18 protein-coding genes are annotated in these 18,592 nt (G+C 72.1%); 14 read left to right on the top strand and 4 right to left on the bottom strand.

Features of this window, described 5'->3' with window-relative positions:
- Nucleotides 1–26: 26 nt before the first annotated feature.
- The 7 genes from aroA to AB0Q96_RS33905 all read left to right on the top strand — a co-directional run bounded on the left by aroA (nucleotide 27) and on the right by AB0Q96_RS33905 (nucleotide 8,466).
- A complete protein-coding gene (gene aroA / locus AB0Q96_RS33935) occupies nucleotides 27–1,274 on the top strand; it encodes a 3-phosphoshikimate 1-carboxyvinyltransferase (RefSeq protein ID WP_365332298.1) in 1,248 nt (415 codons plus the stop codon).
- 34 nt (nucleotides 1,275–1,308) lie between these two features.
- Nucleotides 1,309–2,559, top strand: a complete 1,251-nt coding sequence (dxr, locus tag AB0Q96_RS33930) for a 1-deoxy-D-xylulose-5-phosphate reductoisomerase (RefSeq protein WP_365332296.1) — start codon at nucleotides 1,309–1,311, stop codon at nucleotides 2,557–2,559.
- Complete coding sequence (locus AB0Q96_RS33925; protein WP_365332294.1) at nucleotides 2,556–3,860, top strand: site-2 protease family protein; 1,305 nt, start codon at nucleotides 2,556–2,558, stop codon at nucleotides 3,858–3,860. The genes dxr and AB0Q96_RS33925 overlap by 4 nt, the downstream gene beginning before the upstream one ends.
- A 103-nt stretch (nucleotides 3,861–3,963) precedes the next feature.
- Nucleotides 3,964–5,121: a flavodoxin-dependent (E)-4-hydroxy-3-methylbut-2-enyl-diphosphate synthase gene (ispG, locus tag AB0Q96_RS33920; protein WP_329424710.1), complete on the top strand. Its 1,158-nt coding sequence runs from the start codon at nucleotides 3,964–3,966 to the stop codon at nucleotides 5,119–5,121.
- 118 nt (nucleotides 5,122–5,239) lie between these two features.
- Nucleotides 5,240–6,085 (top strand): GNAT family N-acetyltransferase, encoded by an 846-nt coding sequence (locus tag AB0Q96_RS33915; protein WP_365332292.1) that lies wholly within the window; start codon nucleotides 5,240–5,242, stop codon nucleotides 6,083–6,085.
- A gap of 30 nt (nucleotides 6,086–6,115) precedes the next feature.
- On the top strand, nucleotides 6,116–6,661 hold the full coding sequence (locus AB0Q96_RS33910) for a GNAT family N-acetyltransferase (RefSeq protein WP_365332290.1): 546 nt from the start codon (nucleotides 6,116–6,118) through the stop codon (nucleotides 6,659–6,661).
- A 104-nt stretch (nucleotides 6,662–6,765) separates the two neighbouring features.
- A complete protein-coding gene (locus AB0Q96_RS33905; RefSeq protein WP_365332288.1) occupies nucleotides 6,766–8,466 on the top strand; it encodes a proline--tRNA ligase in 1,701 nt (566 codons plus the stop codon).
- A gap of 74 nt (nucleotides 8,467–8,540) precedes the next feature.
- Here the strand turns inward: AB0Q96_RS33905 and AB0Q96_RS33900 are convergent, their stop codons facing one another.
- The 4 genes from AB0Q96_RS33900 to AB0Q96_RS33885 are packed head-to-tail and all read right to left on the bottom strand — an operon-like array spanning nucleotide 8,541 to nucleotide 11,445.
- Entirely contained in the window at nucleotides 8,541–9,470 is a 930-nt protein-coding gene (locus AB0Q96_RS33900; RefSeq protein ID WP_365332286.1) for a slipin family protein, read from the bottom strand.
- Between the two features lie 40 nt (nucleotides 9,471–9,510).
- Nucleotides 9,511–10,395 carry an aminoglycoside phosphotransferase family protein gene (locus AB0Q96_RS33895; protein WP_365332284.1) on the bottom strand — a complete coding sequence of 295 codons (885 nt, stop codon included), beginning with the start codon at nucleotides 10,393–10,395 and terminating at the stop codon, nucleotides 9,511–9,513.
- Between the two features lie 40 nt (nucleotides 10,396–10,435).
- Complete coding sequence (locus AB0Q96_RS33890) at nucleotides 10,436–10,852, bottom strand: ferritin-like domain-containing protein (protein WP_365332282.1); 417 nt, start codon at nucleotides 10,850–10,852, stop codon at nucleotides 10,436–10,438.
- Entirely contained in the window at nucleotides 10,849–11,445 is a 597-nt protein-coding gene (locus tag AB0Q96_RS33885) for a hypothetical protein (protein ID WP_365332280.1), read from the bottom strand. The genes AB0Q96_RS33890 and AB0Q96_RS33885 overlap by 4 nt, the downstream gene beginning before the upstream one ends.
- A 156-nt stretch (nucleotides 11,446–11,601) precedes the next feature.
- Here AB0Q96_RS33885 and rimP point away from each other — a divergent pair, with 156 nt between their 5' ends.
- The 7 genes from rimP to truB all read left to right on the top strand — a co-directional run bounded on the left by rimP (nucleotide 11,602) and on the right by truB (nucleotide 18,548).
- A complete protein-coding gene (gene rimP / locus AB0Q96_RS33880; protein WP_365332278.1) occupies nucleotides 11,602–12,099 on the top strand; it encodes a ribosome maturation factor RimP in 498 nt (165 codons plus the stop codon).
- A gap of 2 nt (nucleotides 12,100–12,101) precedes the next feature.
- The gene (gene nusA, locus AB0Q96_RS33875; protein WP_365332276.1) at nucleotides 12,102–13,097 is read left to right on the top strand and encodes a transcription termination factor NusA; all 996 of its coding nucleotides are present in this window, start codon (nucleotides 12,102–12,104) and stop codon (nucleotides 13,095–13,097) included.
- A gap of 73 nt (nucleotides 13,098–13,170) precedes the next feature.
- A complete protein-coding gene (locus AB0Q96_RS33870; protein WP_365332274.1) occupies nucleotides 13,171–13,470 on the top strand; it encodes a YlxR family protein in 300 nt (99 codons plus the stop codon).
- A gap of 147 nt (nucleotides 13,471–13,617) precedes the next feature.
- Nucleotides 13,618–16,716, top strand: coding sequence for a translation initiation factor IF-2 (gene infB / locus AB0Q96_RS33865; protein WP_365332272.1), 3,099 nt, complete (start codon nucleotides 13,618–13,620; stop codon nucleotides 16,714–16,716).
- A 138-nt stretch (nucleotides 16,717–16,854) separates the two neighbouring features.
- The gene (locus AB0Q96_RS33860; protein WP_365332440.1) at nucleotides 16,855–17,148 is read left to right on the top strand and encodes a DUF503 domain-containing protein; all 294 of its coding nucleotides are present in this window, start codon (nucleotides 16,855–16,857) and stop codon (nucleotides 17,146–17,148) included.
- 36 nt (nucleotides 17,149–17,184) lie between these two features.
- Nucleotides 17,185–17,625: a 30S ribosome-binding factor RbfA gene (gene rbfA, locus AB0Q96_RS33855; protein WP_365332270.1), complete on the top strand. Its 441-nt coding sequence runs from the start codon at nucleotides 17,185–17,187 to the stop codon at nucleotides 17,623–17,625.
- Nucleotides 17,622–18,548, top strand: coding sequence for a tRNA pseudouridine(55) synthase TruB (gene truB, locus AB0Q96_RS33850; RefSeq protein ID WP_365332268.1), 927 nt, complete (start codon nucleotides 17,622–17,624; stop codon nucleotides 18,546–18,548). Before rbfA ends, truB begins: the two co-directional genes overlap by 4 nt.
- The last annotated feature ends 44 nt before the right edge of the window (nucleotides 18,549–18,592 follow it).

Below are 18,592 nucleotides of genomic sequence, written 5' to 3'. Positions count from 1 at the left end.
CCGTCCCCCACGGCAGACTGGGGCCCGTGACCGTCATAGACATCCCCGGCTCCAAGTCCGTCACCGCCCGCGCGCTCTTCCTCGCCGCCGCGGCCGAAGGCACCACCACGCTCCTGCGGCCGTTGCGCTCCGACGACACCGAGGGCTTCGCCGAAGGTCTGAAGGCTCTCGGCTACGTCGTACGGCAGGAGCCCGGCGCCTGGCACATCGAGGGCCGGCCCGCCGGGCCCGGGGTCGCCGAGGCAGACGTGTACTGCCGCGACGGCGCCACCACCGCCCGCTTCCTGCCCGCCCTGGCCGCCGCCGGCCACGGCACCTTCCGCTTCGACGCCTCGCCCCAGATGCGCCGCCGCCCGCTCGGCCCGCTCACCACCGCCCTGCGCGAACTCGGCGTGGAGCTCGCCCACGGCGACCGCGAGGGCCACCACCCGCTCACCGTCACCGGCCGCGGCATCAAGGGCGGCGCGCTCCGCCTCGACGCCGGCCAGTCCTCCCAGTACCTCACCGCCCTGCTGATGCTCGGCCCGCTCACCGCCGACGGCCTCGCGATCACCGTCACCGACCTGGTCTCCGAGCCCTACGTGGAGATCACCCTCGCGATGATGCGGTCCTTCGGCGCCGAGATCGGCCGCGAGGACGGCCCCGAGGGCCGGACGTACACCGTCGCGCCCACCGGATACCGCGCCACCACCTACGCCATCGAGCCCGACGCCTCCACCTCCAGCTACTTCTTCGCCGCCGCCGCCCTCACCCCGGGCGGCGAGGTCACCGTCCCCGGCCTCGGCACCGGCGCCCTCCAGGGCGACCTCGGCTTCGTCGACGTGCTGCGCCGGATGGGCGCGGAGGTGACGGTCGCGGCGGACCGGACCACCGTCCGCTCCACCGGCTCCCTGAACGGCCTCACCGTCAACATGCGCGACATCTCCGACACCATGCCGACGCTCGCCGCCCTCGCCCCCTTCGCCGCCGGGCCGGTCCGCATCGAGGACGTCGCCAACACCCGGGTCAAGGAGTGCGACCGCCTCGACGCCTGCGCCGAGAACCTGCGCGCGCTCGGCGTCACCGTCGACACCGGACCGGACTGGATCGAGATCCACCCCGGCACCCCCGCCGGACCCGTCGAGATCGCCACCCACGGCGACCACCGCATCGTGATGTCGTTCGCCGTCACCGCGCTGCGCACGCCCGGTGTCACGTTCGACGACCCCGGCTGCGTACGGAAGACGTTCCCGGACTTCCACACCGTTTTCGAGGCGTTCGCCCGGGGGCTGTGAGGAGCGCACAGTCTTTGAGGCAAGAATGGGGGGCATGAGCGACCGCCCCTCTCCTCTCGCCGACCCGCACATCGCCTTCGACGTGTCCACCGGACGCCGCGACATCGTCGTGCTCGGCTCCACCGGGTCCATCGGCACCCAGGCCATCGACCTGGTCCTGCGCAACCCCGACCGGTTCCGGGTCACCGCCCTCGCCGCGTCCGGCGGCCGGATCGGACTGCTCGCCGAGCAGGCGCACCGGCTGCGGGTCGGCGCGGTCGCGGTGGCCCGCGAGGAGGCGCTGCCCGAGCTGCGCGAGGCGCTGACCGCGCGGTACGGCTCCGAGCCGCTGCCCGAGCTGCTGGCCGGCCCGGACGCCGCCACGCGGCTCGCCGCGTCCCCCTGCCACACCGTCCTCAACGGCATCACCGGCTCCATCGGCCTGGCGCCCACGCTCGCCGCCCTGGAGGCCGGCCGCACCCTCGCGCTCGCCAACAAGGAGTCGCTGATCGTCGGCGGCCCGCTGGTGAAGGCGCTGGCCAAGCCGGGCCAGATCATCCCGGTCGACTCCGAGCACGCGGCCCTCTTCCAGGCGCTCGCCGCCGGCACCCGCGACGACGTCCGCAAGCTGGTCGTCACCGCCTCCGGCGGCCCCTTCCGCGGCCGCACCCGGGCCGAGCTGGAGGGCGTGACCCGCGAGGACGCGCTGGCCCACCCGACCTGGGCCATGGGCCCGGTGATCACGGTCAACAGCGCGACCCTGGTCAACAAGGGCCTGGAGGTCATCGAGGCCCACCTGCTCTACGACATCCCGTTCGACCGCATCGAGGTCGTCGTCCACCCCCAGTCGTACGTGCACTCGATGGTCGAGTTCACGGACGGCTCCACGCTCGCCCAGGCCACCCCGCCGGACATGGGCGGCCCGATCGCCATCGGCATCGGCTGGCCCGAGCGGGTCCCCGACGCCGCCCCTGCCTTCGACTGGACCACGGCCTCCACCTGGGAGTTCTTCCCCCTTGACAACGAGGCGTTCCCCTCGGTGAACCTGGCCCGCCACGTCGGCGAGCTCGGCGGCACGGCCCCCGCCGTCTTCAACGCCGCCAACGAGGAGTGCGTGGACGCCTTCCTCGCCGGAAGGCTGCCGTTCAACGGAATCATGGATACGGTCACCCGGGTCGTCACCGAACACGGCACCCCGGACCGGGGAACCTCGCTCACCGTGTCGGACGTCCTGGAAGCGGAGACCTGGGCACGGGCCCGGGCCCGGGAACTCGCGGCGAAGGCAATCGCGGAGGCGCGCGCATGACCGTTTTCTTGTACGTACTGGGCCTGGTGCTGTTCGCCTTCGGCCTGCTCGTCTCCATCGCCTGGCACGAGCTCGGCCACCTCTCCACGGCCAAGCTGTTCGGCATCCGGGTGCCCCAGTACATGGTCGGCTTCGGCCCCACCATCTGGTCCCGCAAGAAGGGCGAGACCGAGTACGGCTTCAAGGCGATCCCCGCCGGCGGCTACATCCGCATGATCGGCATGTTCCCGCCAGGCAAGGACGGCCGGATCGAGGCCCGCTCCACCTCCCCGTGGCGCTCCATGATCGAGGACGCCCGCGAGGCCTCCTTCGAGGAGCTCCAGCCCGGCGACGAGGACCGGCTCTTCTACACGCGCAAGCCGTGGAAGCGCGTCATCGTGATGTTCGCCGGACCGTTCATGAACCTGGTCCTGGCCGTCGCGCTCTTCTTCGGCAGCGCCATGGCCATCGGCTTCGAGGCGCAGACCACCAAGGTCGCCGGCGTCCAGAAGTGCGTCATCCCGCAGTCCACCAAGCGCGAGGCCTGCCAGACCGGCGACCCGGTCTCGCCCGCGTTCGCGGCCGGACTGAAGCCGGGCGACCGGATCCTCGCCTTCAACGGCACCGCCGTCGAGGACTGGAACACCCTCTCCGACCACATCCGCGACACCATCGGCCCCGCCACCATCACCGTCCAGCGCGGCGACCAGCGGATCGACCTGCACCCCACCCTCATCAAGAACGAGGTCTACAAGAAGGACGCCGACGGACGCGTCGTCCAGCCGCTGCAGACGGTCCCCGCCGGCTACCTCGGCTTCGCCTCCAAGACCGAGGTCACGCCGCTGACCTTCGGCCAGTCCGTCACACGGATGTCCGACCAGCTGCAGGCCGGCGTCGAGTCCGTCATCGCCCTGCCCGGCAAGATCCCCGACCTGTGGGACGCCGCCTTCGGCGGCGGCGAGCGCGCGCAGGACTCGCCGGTCGGCGTCGTCGGCGCCGCCCGCATCAGCGGCGAGCTGATGACCGTGGACGCGCCGCCCCAGACGATCCTCGTCTGGTTCATGAACCTGCTGGTCATGTTCAACGTGTCGCTGTTCCTGTTCAACATGCTCCCGCTGCTCCCGCTCGACGGCGGCCACATCGCCGGCGCCCTGTGGGAGTCGATCCGCCGCAACACCGCGCGGATCTTCCGGCGCCCCGACCCGGGCCCGTTCGACGTGGCCAAGCTGATGCCGGCCGCCTACGTCGTGGCAGGCGTGTTCGTCTGCTTCACGCTGCTCGTCCTCGTCGCCGACATCGTCAATCCGGTGAAGCTGACCTGAGCCGCCGACGGCCGGAACCCGTGCGGTGTCCGGCCGCCCGCCCGCGGGGCGGTAATCTCGAAGACCTGAGCCCGATGAACCACACCTTGGGGTTGTACAGCTGATGACCGCCATCTCTCTCGGAATGCCTTCCGTCCCGACCAAGCTGGCCGAGCGGCGCAAGAGCCGCCAGATCCAGGTCGGATCGGTGGCCGTCGGCGGCGACGCCCCCGTGTCGGTGCAGTCGATGACCACCACCCGCACCTCGGACATCGGTGCCACGCTCCAGCAGATCGCCGAGCTCACCGCCTCCGGCTGCCAGATCGTCCGCGTGGCCTGCCCCACCCAGGACGACGCCGACGCCCTCGCGACCATCGCGAAGAAGTCGCAGATCCCGGTCATCGCCGACATCCACTTCCAGCCGAAGTACGTGTTCGCCGCGATCGACGCCGGCTGCGCCGCGGTCCGCGTCAACCCGGGCAACATCAAGCAGTTCGACGACAAGGTCAAGGAGATCGCCAAGGCGGCCTCCGAGACCCGCACCCCGATCCGCATCGGCGTCAACGCCGGTTCGCTCGACGCCCGTCTGCTCGCGAAGTACGGCAAGGCCACCCCCGAGGCGCTCGTCGAGTCCGCCCTCTGGGAGGCATCCCTCTTCGAGGAGCACGGCTTCGGCGACATCAAGATCTCGGTCAAGCACAACGACCCGGTCGTCATGGTCAACGCCTACCGCCAGCTGGCCGCCGCCTGCGACTACCCGCTGCACCTCGGCGTCACCGAGGCCGGCCCCGCCTTCCAGGGCACCATCAAGTCCGCCGTCGCCTTCGGCGCGCTGCTCTCCGAGGGCATCGGCGACACCATCCGCGTCTCCCTCTCGGCCCCGCCGGTCGAGGAGGTCAAGGTCGGCAACCAGATCCTGGAGTCGCTGAACCTCAAGCCGCGCCGTCTGGAGATCGTCTCCTGCCCGTCCTGCGGACGCGCCCAGGTCGACGTCTACAAGCTGGCCGAGGAGGTCACCGCCGGCCTGGAGGGCATGGAGGTCCCGCTGCGCGTCGCCGTCATGGGCTGCGTCGTCAACGGCCCCGGCGAGGCCCGCGAGGCCGACCTCGGCGTCGCCTCCGGCAACGGCAAGGGCCAGATCTTCGTGAAGGGCGAGGTCATCAAGACCGTCCCCGAGTCGAAGATCGTCGAGACCCTCATCGAAGAGGCCCTCAAGATCGCCGAGCAGATGGAGAAGGACGGCGTCGCCAGCGGCGAGCCGACCGTCGCCATCGGCGTCTGACCCACCGCGCTCCCGAAGCCCCTCCGTCCCCAGGGCGGAGGGGCTTCGCGCGCCCCGGCCCGCGGAGGACGGGGGTAAAGTGCGGAGACCAGCAGAAACCGCACGGTGAGGCCCCCTCGTGTTGACGCAGACCACCACCCGGGTCCTCGAACCCGCCGACCTCGGCGCCGCGCTCGCCGTCCTGGAGAGCGCCCCCGTCGAGAACGCCTTCGTGACCGCCCGCGTCCAGGTCGCCGGCCTCGACCCCTGGCGCCTCGGCGGCGAGATGTGGGGCTGGTACGCCGACGGGCAGCTGCGCTCGCTCTGCTACTCCGGCGCCAACCTGGTCCCCCTCTGCGCCACCCCCGAGGCCGTCCGCGCCTTCGCCGACCGGGCCCGCCGGGTCGGCCGCCGCTGCTCCTCGATCGTCGGCCCCGCCGGCCCCACCGCCCAGCTCTGGCGGCTCCTGGAGCCCGGCTGGGGCCCCGCCCGCGACGTCCGCGCCCACCAGCCGCTGATGGTCGCCGACGGACCCTCCACCACCGTCGCCCCCGACCCGCTGGTCCGCCGGGTCCGCAAGGACGAGATGGAGGTGATCATGCCCGCCTGCGTGGCCATGTTCACCGAGGAGGTCGGCATCTCCCCGATGTCCGGCGACGGCGGACTCCTCTACCAGGCCCGCGTCGCCGAGCTCGTCGGCTCCGGCCGCTCCTTCGCCCGCATCGAGGACGGCAAGGTCGTCTTCAAGGCCGAGATCGGCGCCGCCACCCGCCAGGCCTGCCAGATCCAGGGCGTCTGGGTCGCCCCCGAACACCGCGGCCGCGGCCTCTCCGAGACCGGCATGGCCGCCGTCCTCCAGTACGCGCTCGCCGACGTCGCCCCCCTCGTCAGCCTCTACGTGAACGACTACAACACCCCCGCCAGGGCCGCCTACCGCCGCGTCGGCTTCGACGAGGTCGGCGCCTTCATGAGCGTGCTGTTCTGAAGCACCCGCACGGCTTGTAGGGTGCGGCGCATGGATGACACGAAGGTCGTGATCGGGCCCGTCAATCTCGCCGCGCGCGTGGACGAGGCGCTCGACGTGCAGGCCCAGGCCTTCGGGCTCGACGCGGACGAGATCGTCGTACGCCGCCACATCGTGCTGCGCCACCTGCTCAACCCCGGCGCCCGCGCCCACGGGGCGACCACGCCCGACGGCAGGCTCGTCGGCTTCGTGTACGGGATGCCCAACGACCGCGCCCACTGGTGGTCCACGATCGTCGAGCCGTATCTGCGCGCCACCGGCAGCCAGGGCTGGCTCGACGACTCCTTCGTCATCACCGAGCTGCACGTCCACCCGGCCTTCCAGGGCCGCGGCATCGGCCGCGAGCTGATCACCACCCTCACCGACGGCTCCGAGCTGCCCCGCTCCATCCTCTCCGCCATCGACACCGACAGCCCCGCCCGCGGCCTGTACGCCTCCCTCGGCTACGTCGACCTCGCCCGGCAGGTCCACTTCCCCAGCGCGCCCCGCCCGTACGCGGTCATGGGCGCACCCCTGCCGCTCAGGCGCGGGAACTGATTTCACCGACCCGCCCCCGCCCGGCTAACCTCCTAGCCAAGACCCTCCCCCACGCTCGGCCGCGCTCGAACGGGGGGACACCCACCGGCAGGAGTACGAGAACCATGGCCAACGCACCGGTCCAGCGCATGTCGAAGTTGATGGCGAAGACGCTGCGCGACGACCCGGCGGACGCCGAGGTCCTCAGCCACAAGCTGCTCGTCCGCGCGGGCTACGTGCGCCGGACCGCCGCCGGCATCTGGAGCTGGCTGCCGCTGGGCAAGAAGGTCCTCGCCAACGTCGAGCGCGTCGTCCGCGAGGAGATGGACGCCATCGGCGCCCAGGAGGTCTCCCTGCCGGCCCTGCTGCCCCGCGAGCCCTACGAGGCGACCGGCCGCTGGGACGAGTACGGCGCCGAGCTGTTCCGCCTCCAGGACCGCAAGGGCGGCGACTACCTCCTCGGCCCGACCCACGAGGAGATCTTCACGCTCCTCGTGAAGGACCAGGCGTCCTCCTACAAGGACCTGCCGGTCATCCTGTACCAGATCCAGTCGAAGTTCCGCGACGAGGCCCGCCCCCGCGCCGGCATCCTGCGCGGCCGCGAGTTCCTCATGAAGGACTCGTACTCCTTCGACACCGAGGACGAGGGCCTCGCGCACGCCTACGCCCTGCACCGCCAGGCGTACCAGCGCGTCTTCGAGCGCCTGGGCCTCGACTACCGCATCTGCGCCGCCACCGCGGGCGCGATGGGCGGCTCGAAGTCCGAGGAGTTCCTCGCCCCGGCCGAGGCCGGCGAGGACACCTTCGCCGACTGCCCGAACTGCGACTTCGCCGCCAACACCGAGGCGATCACCTACGCGCTCACGCCCGTCGACGGCTCCGCCGTCCCGGCCGCCGAGGAGATCCCCACCCCCGACACCCCGACCATCGAGACCCTCGCCGCCTCCCTCGGCGTCCCGGCCTCCGCCACGCTGAAGAACCTCCTCGTGAAGGTCGACGGCGAGATCGTCGCCGTCGGCGTGCCGGGCGACCGAGAGGTCGACCTCGGCAAGGTCGAGGCGCACTTCGCCCCCGCGACGGTCGAGATGGTCACCGAGTCCGACTTCGCCGAGCGCACCGACCTGGTCCGCGGCTACGTCGGCCCGCAGGGCCTGGAGAAGGTCACGTACATCGCCGACCCGCGCGTCGCCCCGGGCACGGCGTGGATCACCGGCGCCAACAAGCCCGGCACCCACACCAAGAACGTCGTCGCGGGCCGCGACTTCGAGGTCGAGGAGTACGTCGACGTCGTCGTCGTCCAGGACGGCGACCCCTGCCCGAAGTGCGGCACCGGCCTGAAGCTGGACCGCGCGATCGAGATCGGCCACATCTTCCAGCTCGGCCGCAAGTACGCCGACGCGCTCAAGCTGGACGTCCTCGGCCAGAACGGCAAGCCGGTCCGCGTGACCATGGGCTCCTACGGAATCGGCGTCTCGCGCGCCGTCGCCGCCCTCGCCGAGCAGACCGCCGACGACAAGGGCCTGTGCTGGCCCGCCGAGATCGCCCCGGCCGACGTCCACGTCGTCGCGGCCGGCAAGGCCCAGCAGATCGAGCTCGCCCTGGAGGTCTCCGACAAGCTGGCCGCCGCCGGTCTGCGGGTCCTCGTCGACGACCGCGCGGGCGTCTCCCCGGGCGTCAAGTTCACCGACGCCGAGCTCATGGGCGTCCCGAAGATCCTCGTCGCCGGCCGCCGCGCCGCCGAGGGCGTCGTCGAGCTGAAGGACCGCCGCACCGGCGAGCGCGAGGAGCTCCCGGTCGACGAGGCGATCGCCCGCCTGAGCGCGTGACCCTCTGACCCGCCGAAGGCCCCCGCCCCGCCGTTCCCCGGCGGGGCGGGGGCCTTTCCGGTGCCCCGGCCGTGTCAGGAACCCGCGCCGTCGTCCTCCCGCGGTGCCGGCTCCACCGACGCCCCCGTCAGGTCCTCGACGCCCTCCGTCGCGTCCGCCGCGCCCTTCAGGTACGCGTCGGAGGGCGGCAGTACCGCCGGCGGCGGCTTCGGCCGCGCCCTCGGCGGTTCCGCCGGCTCCGGCCCGCCGCCCGCGCGTTCCAGGAAGCGCAGCAGTTCGACCGGGATCGGCAGGACCAGGGTCGAGTTCTTCTCCGCCGAGACCGCCATCACCGTCTGGAGCAGCCGCAGCTGCAACGCGGACGGCGTGTCCTCCATCTGGCGCGCCGCCTCCGCCAGCTTCTTCGACGCCTGCAGCTCCGCGTCCGCGTTGATCACCCGGGCCCGCCGCTCCCGGTCCGCCTCGGCCTGCCGGGCCATCGAGCGCTTCATCGTCTCCGGCAGCGAGACGTCCTTGATCTCCACCCGGTCGATCGCGACGCCCCAGCCCATCGCCGGACTGTCGAGCATCAGCTCCAGGCCCTGGTTGAGTTTCTCGCGGTTGGACAGCAGGTCGTCGAGGTCGCTCTTGCCGATGATCGACCGCAGCGAGGTCTGCGCCATCTGCGAGACGGCGAACTTGTAGTCCTCCACGCGCACCAGCGCGTCCGCCGCGTCCACGACCTTGAAGTAGACGACTGCGTCGACCCGCACGGTCACGTTGTCCCGGGTGATGCCCTCCTGGGCCGGCACGGGCATGGTGACGATCTGCATGTTCACCTTGTGCATGTGCTCGACCATCGGGACGATCATCTGGAAGCCGGGCTGACGCACCCCCTCGACGAGCCGCCCGAAGCGGAACACCACGCCGCGCTCGTACTGCTTCACCACCCGCGCCGCGGCGCCCGCGTACACCGCGATCGCCGCCCCCGCCCCCACGACTGCTATCAACACCTCTTGGATCATGACGGGCTCCCTGGGAAAGGGATACAAAAAGGGTATTCCCCTACAGCCAGCCCGCGAACTCCAGGAGCAGCTCCGCATCCGCCGACCGCCCCGCGTCGAGCGCGCGCGTCGCGGACTCGACCGCCCGGAAGAGCGTCCAGCCGCGCAGCCGCTCCCGGTCCATGTCCAGCGCGTCGGCCAGCTTGTTCACCCGCCGGCGGGCCGCCGAGGCCCCCGCGGACGCGGCCACCAGGTCCTCCACCCGGTCCCGCACGAGCCGCGCCAGGTCGAAGGCCCGCTCACCGACCAGCGGCTCGGGGCCGACCGCGAGCCACGGCACCCGGTCACCCGCGAGGACCTTGCCCTGGCGGAAGCGGCCGTGCAGCAGCAGCGTCTCGGACTCGCCCGCCAGCAGCTCCTCGCGGGCCGCGAGCGCGGCCGTGACCAGCGCGCCGGCCTCGTCGTCGGCGCGGTGCGCGGCCATCGCCGCGGCCTGCCGCCCGGTCCGCTCGGCGACCGTCTCGAAGCCGTGGCCGGCGGGCGGCTCCACCCAGAGCCGCCGTACCGTCCCGGCGGCCTCCAGGAGCGCCTTGGCCTCGGGCAGCGAGCGCAGCGAGACCTCGGGGTGCAGCCGCTCCAGGAGCAGCCCGCCCTCCTCGGTGCCGCCGAGCAGGCGCACCGCGCCCCAGCCGTTCCAGTGCGCGAGGGCGTCCCGCTCCAGGTCGGGGCGGGCGACGGCGGGCGCCAGCTTCAGGGCGGCCTGCGGGACGAGGACGACGAGGCTGCTCCGACCGCCCGGGGCCATCACCCGTTCGGCGACCAGACCGGCGTGCTCCAGCGTGTCCCGGGCGAGCTCGGGCAGCGTGTCGAGCCACTCGGCCGCGACGGCTTCCCCGTACGTCTCACCGAGCGCCCGCACCAGTCGCGGCGGCGGTTCGAAACCCATGCGTGCCTTGTTCCTTCGTTTCCTCGGTGTCAGGCGGGTACTACGCCCGTTCGGCGAGCCCAGGAAAGGTTACGTCGCTGCCGCGCCAGCGGACCGCCCGGACCGCCGCCTCGCGCAGCGCGGCCGCCGCGTCCTTGCGCAGCGGGCCGTCGGCGGAGCGCACCAGATCCGAGTAGACCCCGGCGACCCGGTCCTCCAGGACGGCCGCGAGGCGTACGGCCGCGGCGGCGTCCGGCACGTCGAACGGCAGCTCGTACGCCGCGGCGGCGGCCACCGGGTCGCCGCCCAGGTCCCGGACGGTGCGGCGGAGCGCGTCCCGGCGGGCGCGGTGGCCCTCGTACGCGGCGGTGGCCTCGGCCCGCCGGGTCTCGCCGACACGGGCACCGACGACCCCGTACCCGTACACGGCGGCGTGCTCGGCGGCGAGTGCGGCCTGCGCCGCGTCGAGCGCGGTCATCCGCGGCCCCCTTCGGTGAGCAGATAGGCGTGGGCCGCGCCGGCGGCGGCGACGGAGGCGAGCAGCCGGGCGTACTCGGGCGGCGCCGTCAGGAGCGTGGCCGTGTGGGTGTCGGCGGTCGCCCGTTCGGCGGCGGCCAGTTCGGTGAGGGCGACCGCCGGATCGGCCGGTACGGGGGCGGGCGCGGCGGGGGAACGGGGGCTGGGTGCGGCGGGGGAGCGGGGGCCGGGCGCGGCGGGGGAGTGGGGGGTGCCGGACCCGGTCGGGGTCGCGGGCGGGGTGGGCTTCGGGGCGGGTGCCGGGGGCGTGCCGCCCTCGCCGAGCGCCTTCACGTGGGCCGCGACCGAGGCTCGCAGCGGCGCGAGCCGGCCGGCGAGCGAGGGGTGCGCGCTGAGCACCGCGTCGTACCGGCCGAGCAGCGTGCGGCCGGTCGCCGCCGAGCGTGTGCGCAGCGCGGCCTCGGCGCGCGCGGCGCGTTCGGCGGCGCTGGGAGGCGCGGGGCGCGTGTCGCCGGGGGAGGTGCAGCCGGCGAGCGCCGCCGCGGTGCCCGCCGCGCCCGCTGTCAGGAGCGCGCGCCTGCCGATGGTCTTCACGCCTTCTCCCTCACGCTCAGATATTCGAAGATCACCGCTGGCGAGCGTACCCGCGGCCCCCGGCCCGGTGGACGGCAACACCCTTCTGGACCGGATACCCTTTGATCTGACACGCGACGAACCCACAACAGCACACGCGGCCGAGGAGTCACCCGGATGAGCACCACCCAGAGCGAACGGCTGCGCGGTCTTCTGGAGCCGCTCGTTCACGCGAAGGACCTCGACCTCGAGGAGATCGAGGTGTCCCGGGCCGGCCGCCGCGGACTGCTGAGGGTCATCGTCGATTCGGAGGAGGGCGTCGAGCTCGACGCCTGCGCCGAGCTGAGCCGCGCCATCTCCGAGACGCTGGACGAGAGCGACGTGATGGGCGAGGGCGAGTACGTCCTCGAAGTCAGCTCCCCCGGCGCCGACCGCCCCCTGACCCAGCACCGCCACTACGTGCGCGCCGTCGGCCGCCTGGTGAAGCTCCAGCTGGACGAGGGCGGCGAGCTGGTCACCCGGATCATCGCCGTGGACGAGGACGGCCTCGACACCGAGGTGCCGGGCGTGAAGGGCCGCAAGGCCACCGCCCGCCGGGTCGAGTTCTCCGAGATCGCCAAGGCGCGTGTCGAGATCGAGTTCAACCGCAAGGACAAGAAGGAAGAGGAGGCGTAGCCGTGGACATCGACGTGAAGCTTCTGAAGGGCTTGGCGCAGGAGAAGGAAATCTCCTTCGAGATGCTGGTCGAGGCGATCGAGTCGGCCCTCCTCATCGCCTACCACCGCACCCCCGACGCCCGCCGCCACGCGCGCGTGGAGCTGAACCGGGCCACCGGTCACGTGACGGTGTGGGCGAAGGAAGACCAGGACGACCTGGAGGAGGGGCAGCAGCCCAAGGAGTTCGACGACACGCCGTCGGACTTCGGCCGGATCGCCGCGAGCACCGCCCGCCAGGTCATCCAGCAGCGTCTGCGCGACGCCGAGAACGACGTCACCTTCGGCGAGTACGCCCGCCGTGAGGGCGACATCGTGGCCGGCCAGGTGCAGCAGGGCAAGGACCCGAAGAACGTCCTCGTCAAGCTGGACGACAAGCTGGAGGCCATCCTTCCGGTGCAGGAGCAGGTGCCGGGCGAGGACTACACGCACGGTCTGCGACTGCGCACGTACGTCGTCCGGGTGGCGAAGGGTGTCCGCGGTCCGTCCGTCACCCTGTCGCGCACGCACCCCAATCTGGTGAAGAAGCTCTTCGCCCTGGAGGTGCCGGAGATCGCCGACGGCTCGGTCGAGATCTCGGCCATCGCCCGTGAGGCCGGTCACCGCACCAAGATCGCCGTCCGTTCCACCCGTTCGGGCCTGAACGCCAAGGGCGCCTGCATCGGCCCGATGGGCAGCCGGGTGCGCAACGTCATGGCCGAGCTGCTCGGCGAGAAGATCGACATCGTCGACTGGTCGGACGACCCGGCCGAGATGGTGGCGAACGCCCTCTCCCCGGCGCGGGTCTCCAAGGTCGAGATCGTGGATCTGGCCGCCCGTTCCGCGCGGGTGACGGTGCCCGACTACCAGCTGTCGCTGGCGATCGGCAAGGAGGGGCAGAACGCCCGTCTGGCCGCCCGTCTGACCGGCTGGCGGATCGACATCCGCCCCGACACCGAGGTCTCGGACCCGCGGGACTGAGACCGAATTTGGCCAACAGCTGTTCGATTTTTGCCCCGAACGGGTGAGGTCGGTACGGGGAGGTAGACTTATCGTGTCTGGCCGGACGCATGCCCGAGCGTGCCCTGAGCGAACCTGTGTGGGATGCCGGGTGCGAACGGCCAAGAGCGACCTACTGCGGATCGTGATGAATAAGGACGAGTGCGTCCCCGATCATCGCGGTACGCTGCCCGGCCGGGGTGCGTACGTGCACCCCGCCGTGGTCTGTCTCGACCTGGCGGTCCGCCGCCGCGCTTTCCCCAGGGCCTTCAAGGCTCCGGGGCCGCTCGACACGGCGGCACTCCGCCACCACGTCGAGCAGGCCGACCAGGTCGACCAGGCGGCACCGCAGTGACAAGAAGTACGGCACGGAATCCCGTGCGGTCAGGTACCTCGCGAGTTGGAAGTAGGTCGAGATTGCGATGAGCACTCGATGAGTACGCGATGAGTACGCCCATGAAGTAGCGACGGTCCGGCGGTAACCGGACCTAAAAGGAGCGAAGTGGCTAAGGTCCGGGTATACGAGCTCGCCAAGGAGTTCGGAGTGGAGAGCAAGGTCGTCATGGCCAAGCTCCAAGAACTCGGTGAATTCGTCCGTTCGGCGTCCTCGACGATCGAGGCGCCGGTCGTGCGCAAGTTGACTGACGCTTTGCAGGGTCCCGGCGGCAACGCCGGCAAGACCGCTGCCAAGCCCGGCGCGCCCCGCAAGGCGACGCCTTCCCCCGCGAAGCCCGCAGCGCCGTCCCCGGCCGCCGCGGCTCGCCCCGCTGCCCCCAAGCCCGGCGCCCCGGCCCCCAAGCCGGCCCCCGCCGCGCCCGCGGCGCCGGTCACTCCGGCCGCGCCCGTGAGCAGCACCCCCTCCGCGGCTCCGGCCGCCTCCGGCCCGCGTCCGGGTCCGAAGCCGGCCCCGAAGCCCGCGCCCGCCGCGCCGGCTCCGACCACCCCGGAGTTCACGGCCCCCCCGACGGCTCCGACGGCTCCGGCCGCCGGTCCCCGTGCGGGCGGTGCCGCCCCCGGTCCGCGTCCCGCCGCTGCCCGTCCGGGCCAGCAGGCGCCGCGTCCGGGTCAGCAGGCCGCGCGTCCCGGCCAGCAGGCCCCGCGTCCGGGCGGTCGCCCGGCCGGCCCGCGTCCGGGCAACAACCCCTTCACGTCCGGTGGCTCCACCGGCATGGCGCGCCCCCAGTCGCCCCGTCCGCAGGGTGGCGCCCCGCGTCCCGGCGGTGCCGGTGCTCCGGGTGGCGCTCCGCGTCCGCAGGGCCAGGGCGGCGTTCCCGGCGCCCCGCGTCCCCAGGGTGGCGCCGCGCGTCCGACCCCGGGTGGCATGCCTCGTCCGCAGGCTCCCCGTCCGGGCGGCGCGCCCGGCGGTAACCGTCCGAACCCGGGCATGATGCCGCAGCGTCCCGCTGCCGGCCCGCGCCCCGGTCCCGGCGGTCGTGGTCCCGGTGGTCCCGGCGGTCGTCCGGGTGGTCCCGGCGGCGGCGGTGGCGGTCGTCCCGGCTTCGCCGGTCGTCCGGCCGGTCCCGGCGGCGGTGGCGGCGGCTTCGCCGGCCGTCCCGGTGGTCCCGGTGGTGGCGGCGGCGGTCGTCCGGGTGGTCCCGGCGGCGGTGGCGGCGGCTTCGGCGGTCGTCCCGGTGGCTTCGGTGGCCGTCCCGGCGGTCCGGGTGGCCGTGGTGGCACGCAGGGCGCCTTCGGTCGTCCCGGCGGTCCCGCGCGTCGTGGTCGCAAGTCGAAGCGTCAGAGGCGCCAGGAGTACGAGGCCATGCAGGCCCCGTCCGTGGGCGGCGTGATGCTTCCCCGCGGTGGCGGCGAGATCATTCGCCTGTCGCGCGGTGCGTCCCTCACCGACTTCGCCGAGAAGATCGGCGCCAACCCGGCGTCGCTCGTCGCGGTGATGATGAACCTCGGCGAGATGGTCACGGCGACGCAGTCCGTCACCGACGACACGCTCGTCATGCTGGCCGAAGAGATGAACTACGTCGTTCAGATCGTCAGCCCCGAGGAGGAGGACCGCGAGCTGCTCGAGTCCTTCGACATCGAGTTCGGCGAGGACGAGGGCGGCGAAGAGGCGCTCGTGTCCCGTCCGCCGGTCGTGACCGTCATGGGTCACGTCGACCACGGTAAGACCCGACTCCTCGACGCGATCCGCAAGACCAACGTGGTCGCGGGCGAGGCCGGTGGCATCACCCAGCACATCGGTGCCTACCAGGTCGGTACCGAGGTCAACGGCGAAGAGCGTCGCATCACCTTCATCGACACCCCGGGTCACGAGGCGTTCACCGCCATGCGTGCCCGTGGTGCGAAGTCGACCGACATCGCGATCCTCGTGGTGGCGGCCAACGACGGTGTGATGCCCCAGACGATCGAGGCGCTGAACCACGCCAAGGCGGCCGGTGTGCCGATCGTGGTCGCGGTCAACAAGATCGACGTCGAGGGCGCGGACCCGGTCAAGGTCCGTGGCCAGCTGACCGAGTTCGGTCTGGTGGCCGAGGAGTACGGCGGCGACACCATGTTCGTCGACATCTCCGCCAAGCAGGGTCTGCACATCGACTCCCTGCTGGAGGCCGTGGTCCTCACCGCCGACGCCTCGCTCGACCTCCGGGCCAACCCGGACCAGGACGCGCAGGGTATTGCGATCGAGTCCCACCTCGACCGTGGCCGCGGTGCCGTCTCGACCGTCCTCGTCCAGCGCGGAACGCTGCGCATCGGCGACACGATGGTCGTCGGCGACGCGTACGGCCGCGTCCGGGCGATGCTCGACGACAAGGGCAACAACGTCGAGGAGGCGACCCCGTCGACTCCGGTCCTGGTTCTCGGTCTGACCAACGTTCCGGGCGCCGGCGACAACTTCCTCGTCGTCGACGAGGACCGCACGGCCCGCCAGATCGCCGAGAAGCGCGCTGCGCGTGAGCGCAACGCCGCCTTCGCCAAGCGCGTCCGCCGGGTGTCCCTCGAGGACCTCGACAAGGTGCTCAAGGCCGGTCTGGTCCAGGAACTCAACCTCATCATCAAGGGCGACGCGTCCGGTGCGGTCGAGGCTCTCGAGTCCTCGCTGCTCCAGCTCGACGTCGGCGAAGAGGTCGACATCCGCATCCTGCACCGCGGTGTGGGTGCGGTCACCGAGTCCGACATCGACCTGGCCATGGGCTCCGACGCCATCGTCATCGGCTACAACGTCCGTGCGGCCGGCCGTGCCGCGCAGATGGCGGAGCGCGAGGGCGTCGACGTCCGGTACTACTCGGTCATCTACCAGGCGATCGAGGAGATCGAGGCGGCGCTCAAGGGCCTCCTCAAGCCGGAGTACGAAGAGGTCGAGCTCGGTACGGCGGAGATCCGCGAGGTCTTCCGCTCGTCCAAGCTGGGCAACATCGCCGGTGTCCTCATCCGCTCGGGCGAGGTCAAGCGCAACACCAAGGCGCGCCTCATCCGCGACGGCAAGGTCATCGCGGAGAACCTCAACATCGAGGGTCTGCGCCGCTTCAAGGACGACGTCACGGAGATCCGCGAGGGCTTCGAGGGTGGTATCAACCTCGGAAACTTCAACGACATCAAGATCGACGACGTCATCGCGACGTACGAGATGCGCGAGAAGCCGCGCGCCTGACGTACAGCGTTGATCCGGGGCCGGTCGGCGGGAAGGAATTCCGTCGATCGGCCCCGGCCGTTCCGTGTACGGTTCTGATGTCCCTGCCAAGTGGTTGGCGGGGCCATGAACCCGAACCGGCGGGACATCCGGGCATACATGTATGTGGGGACGCTGTCCTTCGATCTGCTCCTCGGCGACGTCCGGTCGCTGAAGGAGAAGCGCTCCGTCGTCAAGCCGATCGTCGCCGAGCTCCAGCGGAAGTTCTCCGTGAGCGCGGCGGAGGTGTCGGGCCAGGACCTCCACCGGCGGGCCGAGATCGGCGTCGCGATGGTGTCGGGCGACCCGGGGCACCTCAGCGAGGTACTGGACCGGTGCGAGCGCCTGGTCGCCGCCCGGCCGGAGGTGGAACTGCTCTCGGTTAGACGCAGGCTCCACACCGACGAAGACTGAACTCAGCAAGCAAGGCAAGAAAGAGGAGAAGGACCAGTGGCCGACAACGCGCGGGCGAAGAAGCTGGCGGACCTCATCCGGGAGGTGGTCGCCGAGAAGCTGCAGCGCGGCATCAAGGACCCGCGCCTGGGTACGCACGTGACCATCACGGACACCCGCGTCACCGGTGACCTGCGGGAGGCCACGGTCTTCTACACGGTCTACGGGGACGAGGAGGAGCGGGCCAGCGCCGCCGCCGGACTGGAGAGCGCCAAGGGCGTCCTGCGGTCGGCCGTCGGCCGGGCCGCGGGCACCAAGTTCACCCCGACGCTCACCTTCGTGGCGGACGCCCTCCCGGAGACCGCCAAGAACATCGAGGACCTCCTCGACCAGGTGCGGGCCTCGGACGCCAAGGTGCGCGACGCGTCCTCGGGCGCGACGTTCGCCGGTGGGGCGGACCCCTACAAGAAGCAGGGCGAGGACGAAGCCGCCGAATGAGCACCGCACAGAAGACGTCCGGCGGCGCCTCCCGGCCGGAGCCCACGGGAGGGCTTGTCATCGTCGACAAGCCGTCGGGCTTCACTTCGCACGACGTCGTGGCCAAGATGCGGGGGATCGCCAAGACCCGCCGCGTCGGCCACGCCGGCACGCTCGACCCCATGGCGACGGGCGTCCTCGTCCTCGGCGTGGAGCGGGCGACCAAGCTGCTCGGTCACCTCGCGCTGACCGAGAAGGAGTACGTGGGCACGATCCGGCTCGGGCAGACCACGATCACCGACGACGCCGAGGGCGAGATCACGGCGTCGGTCGACGCTTCGAAGGTCACCCGCGAGCAGATCGACGCCGGGGTCGCCGAGCTCACCGGCGCCATCATGCAGGTGCCGTCGAAGGTCTCGGCCATCAAGATCGACGGCAAGCGGTCCTACGCGCGCGTGCGCGGCGGCGAGGAGTTCGAGATCCCGGCCCGTCCGGTGACCGTCTCCTCCTTCCGCGTGTACGACGTGCGCGAGGACACCGCCGAGGACGGCACCCCGGTCATGGACCTGGTGGTCTCCGTCGTCTGCTCCTCCGGTACGTACATCCGGGCGCTCGCCCGTGACCTGGGCGCCGGGCTCGGTGTGGGCGGTCATCTGACCGCGCTGCGCCGCACCCGGGTCGGCCCGTACAAGCTGGAGTCCGCGCGCACCCTGGAGCAGCTCCAGGAGGAGCTCACGATCATGCCGGTCGCCGACGCGGCCGCGGCGGCGTTCCCGCGCTGGGAGGTCGACGAGAAGCGGGCCCAGCTCCTGCTGAACGGCGTCCGCCTGGACATGCCGGAGTTCCCGCCGGGCGCGGTCGCGGTCTTCGGTCCGGGGGACCGGCTGATCGCCCTCGTCGAGGCGCAGCGCGGCAAGGCGAAGAGCCTGGCCGTCTTCGGCTGAGTCCGTGGCTCCCTCGTGGGGCGGGCACGCGCGCGTGCCCGCCC

The organism is Streptomyces sp. NPDC093111 (assembly GCF_040683955.1).
GTDB lineage: Bacteria > Actinomycetota > Actinomycetes > Streptomycetales > Streptomycetaceae > Streptomyces.
Note: the sequence above shows the minus strand (reverse complement) of the source record. Positions and strands in the feature narration are given on the sequence as shown.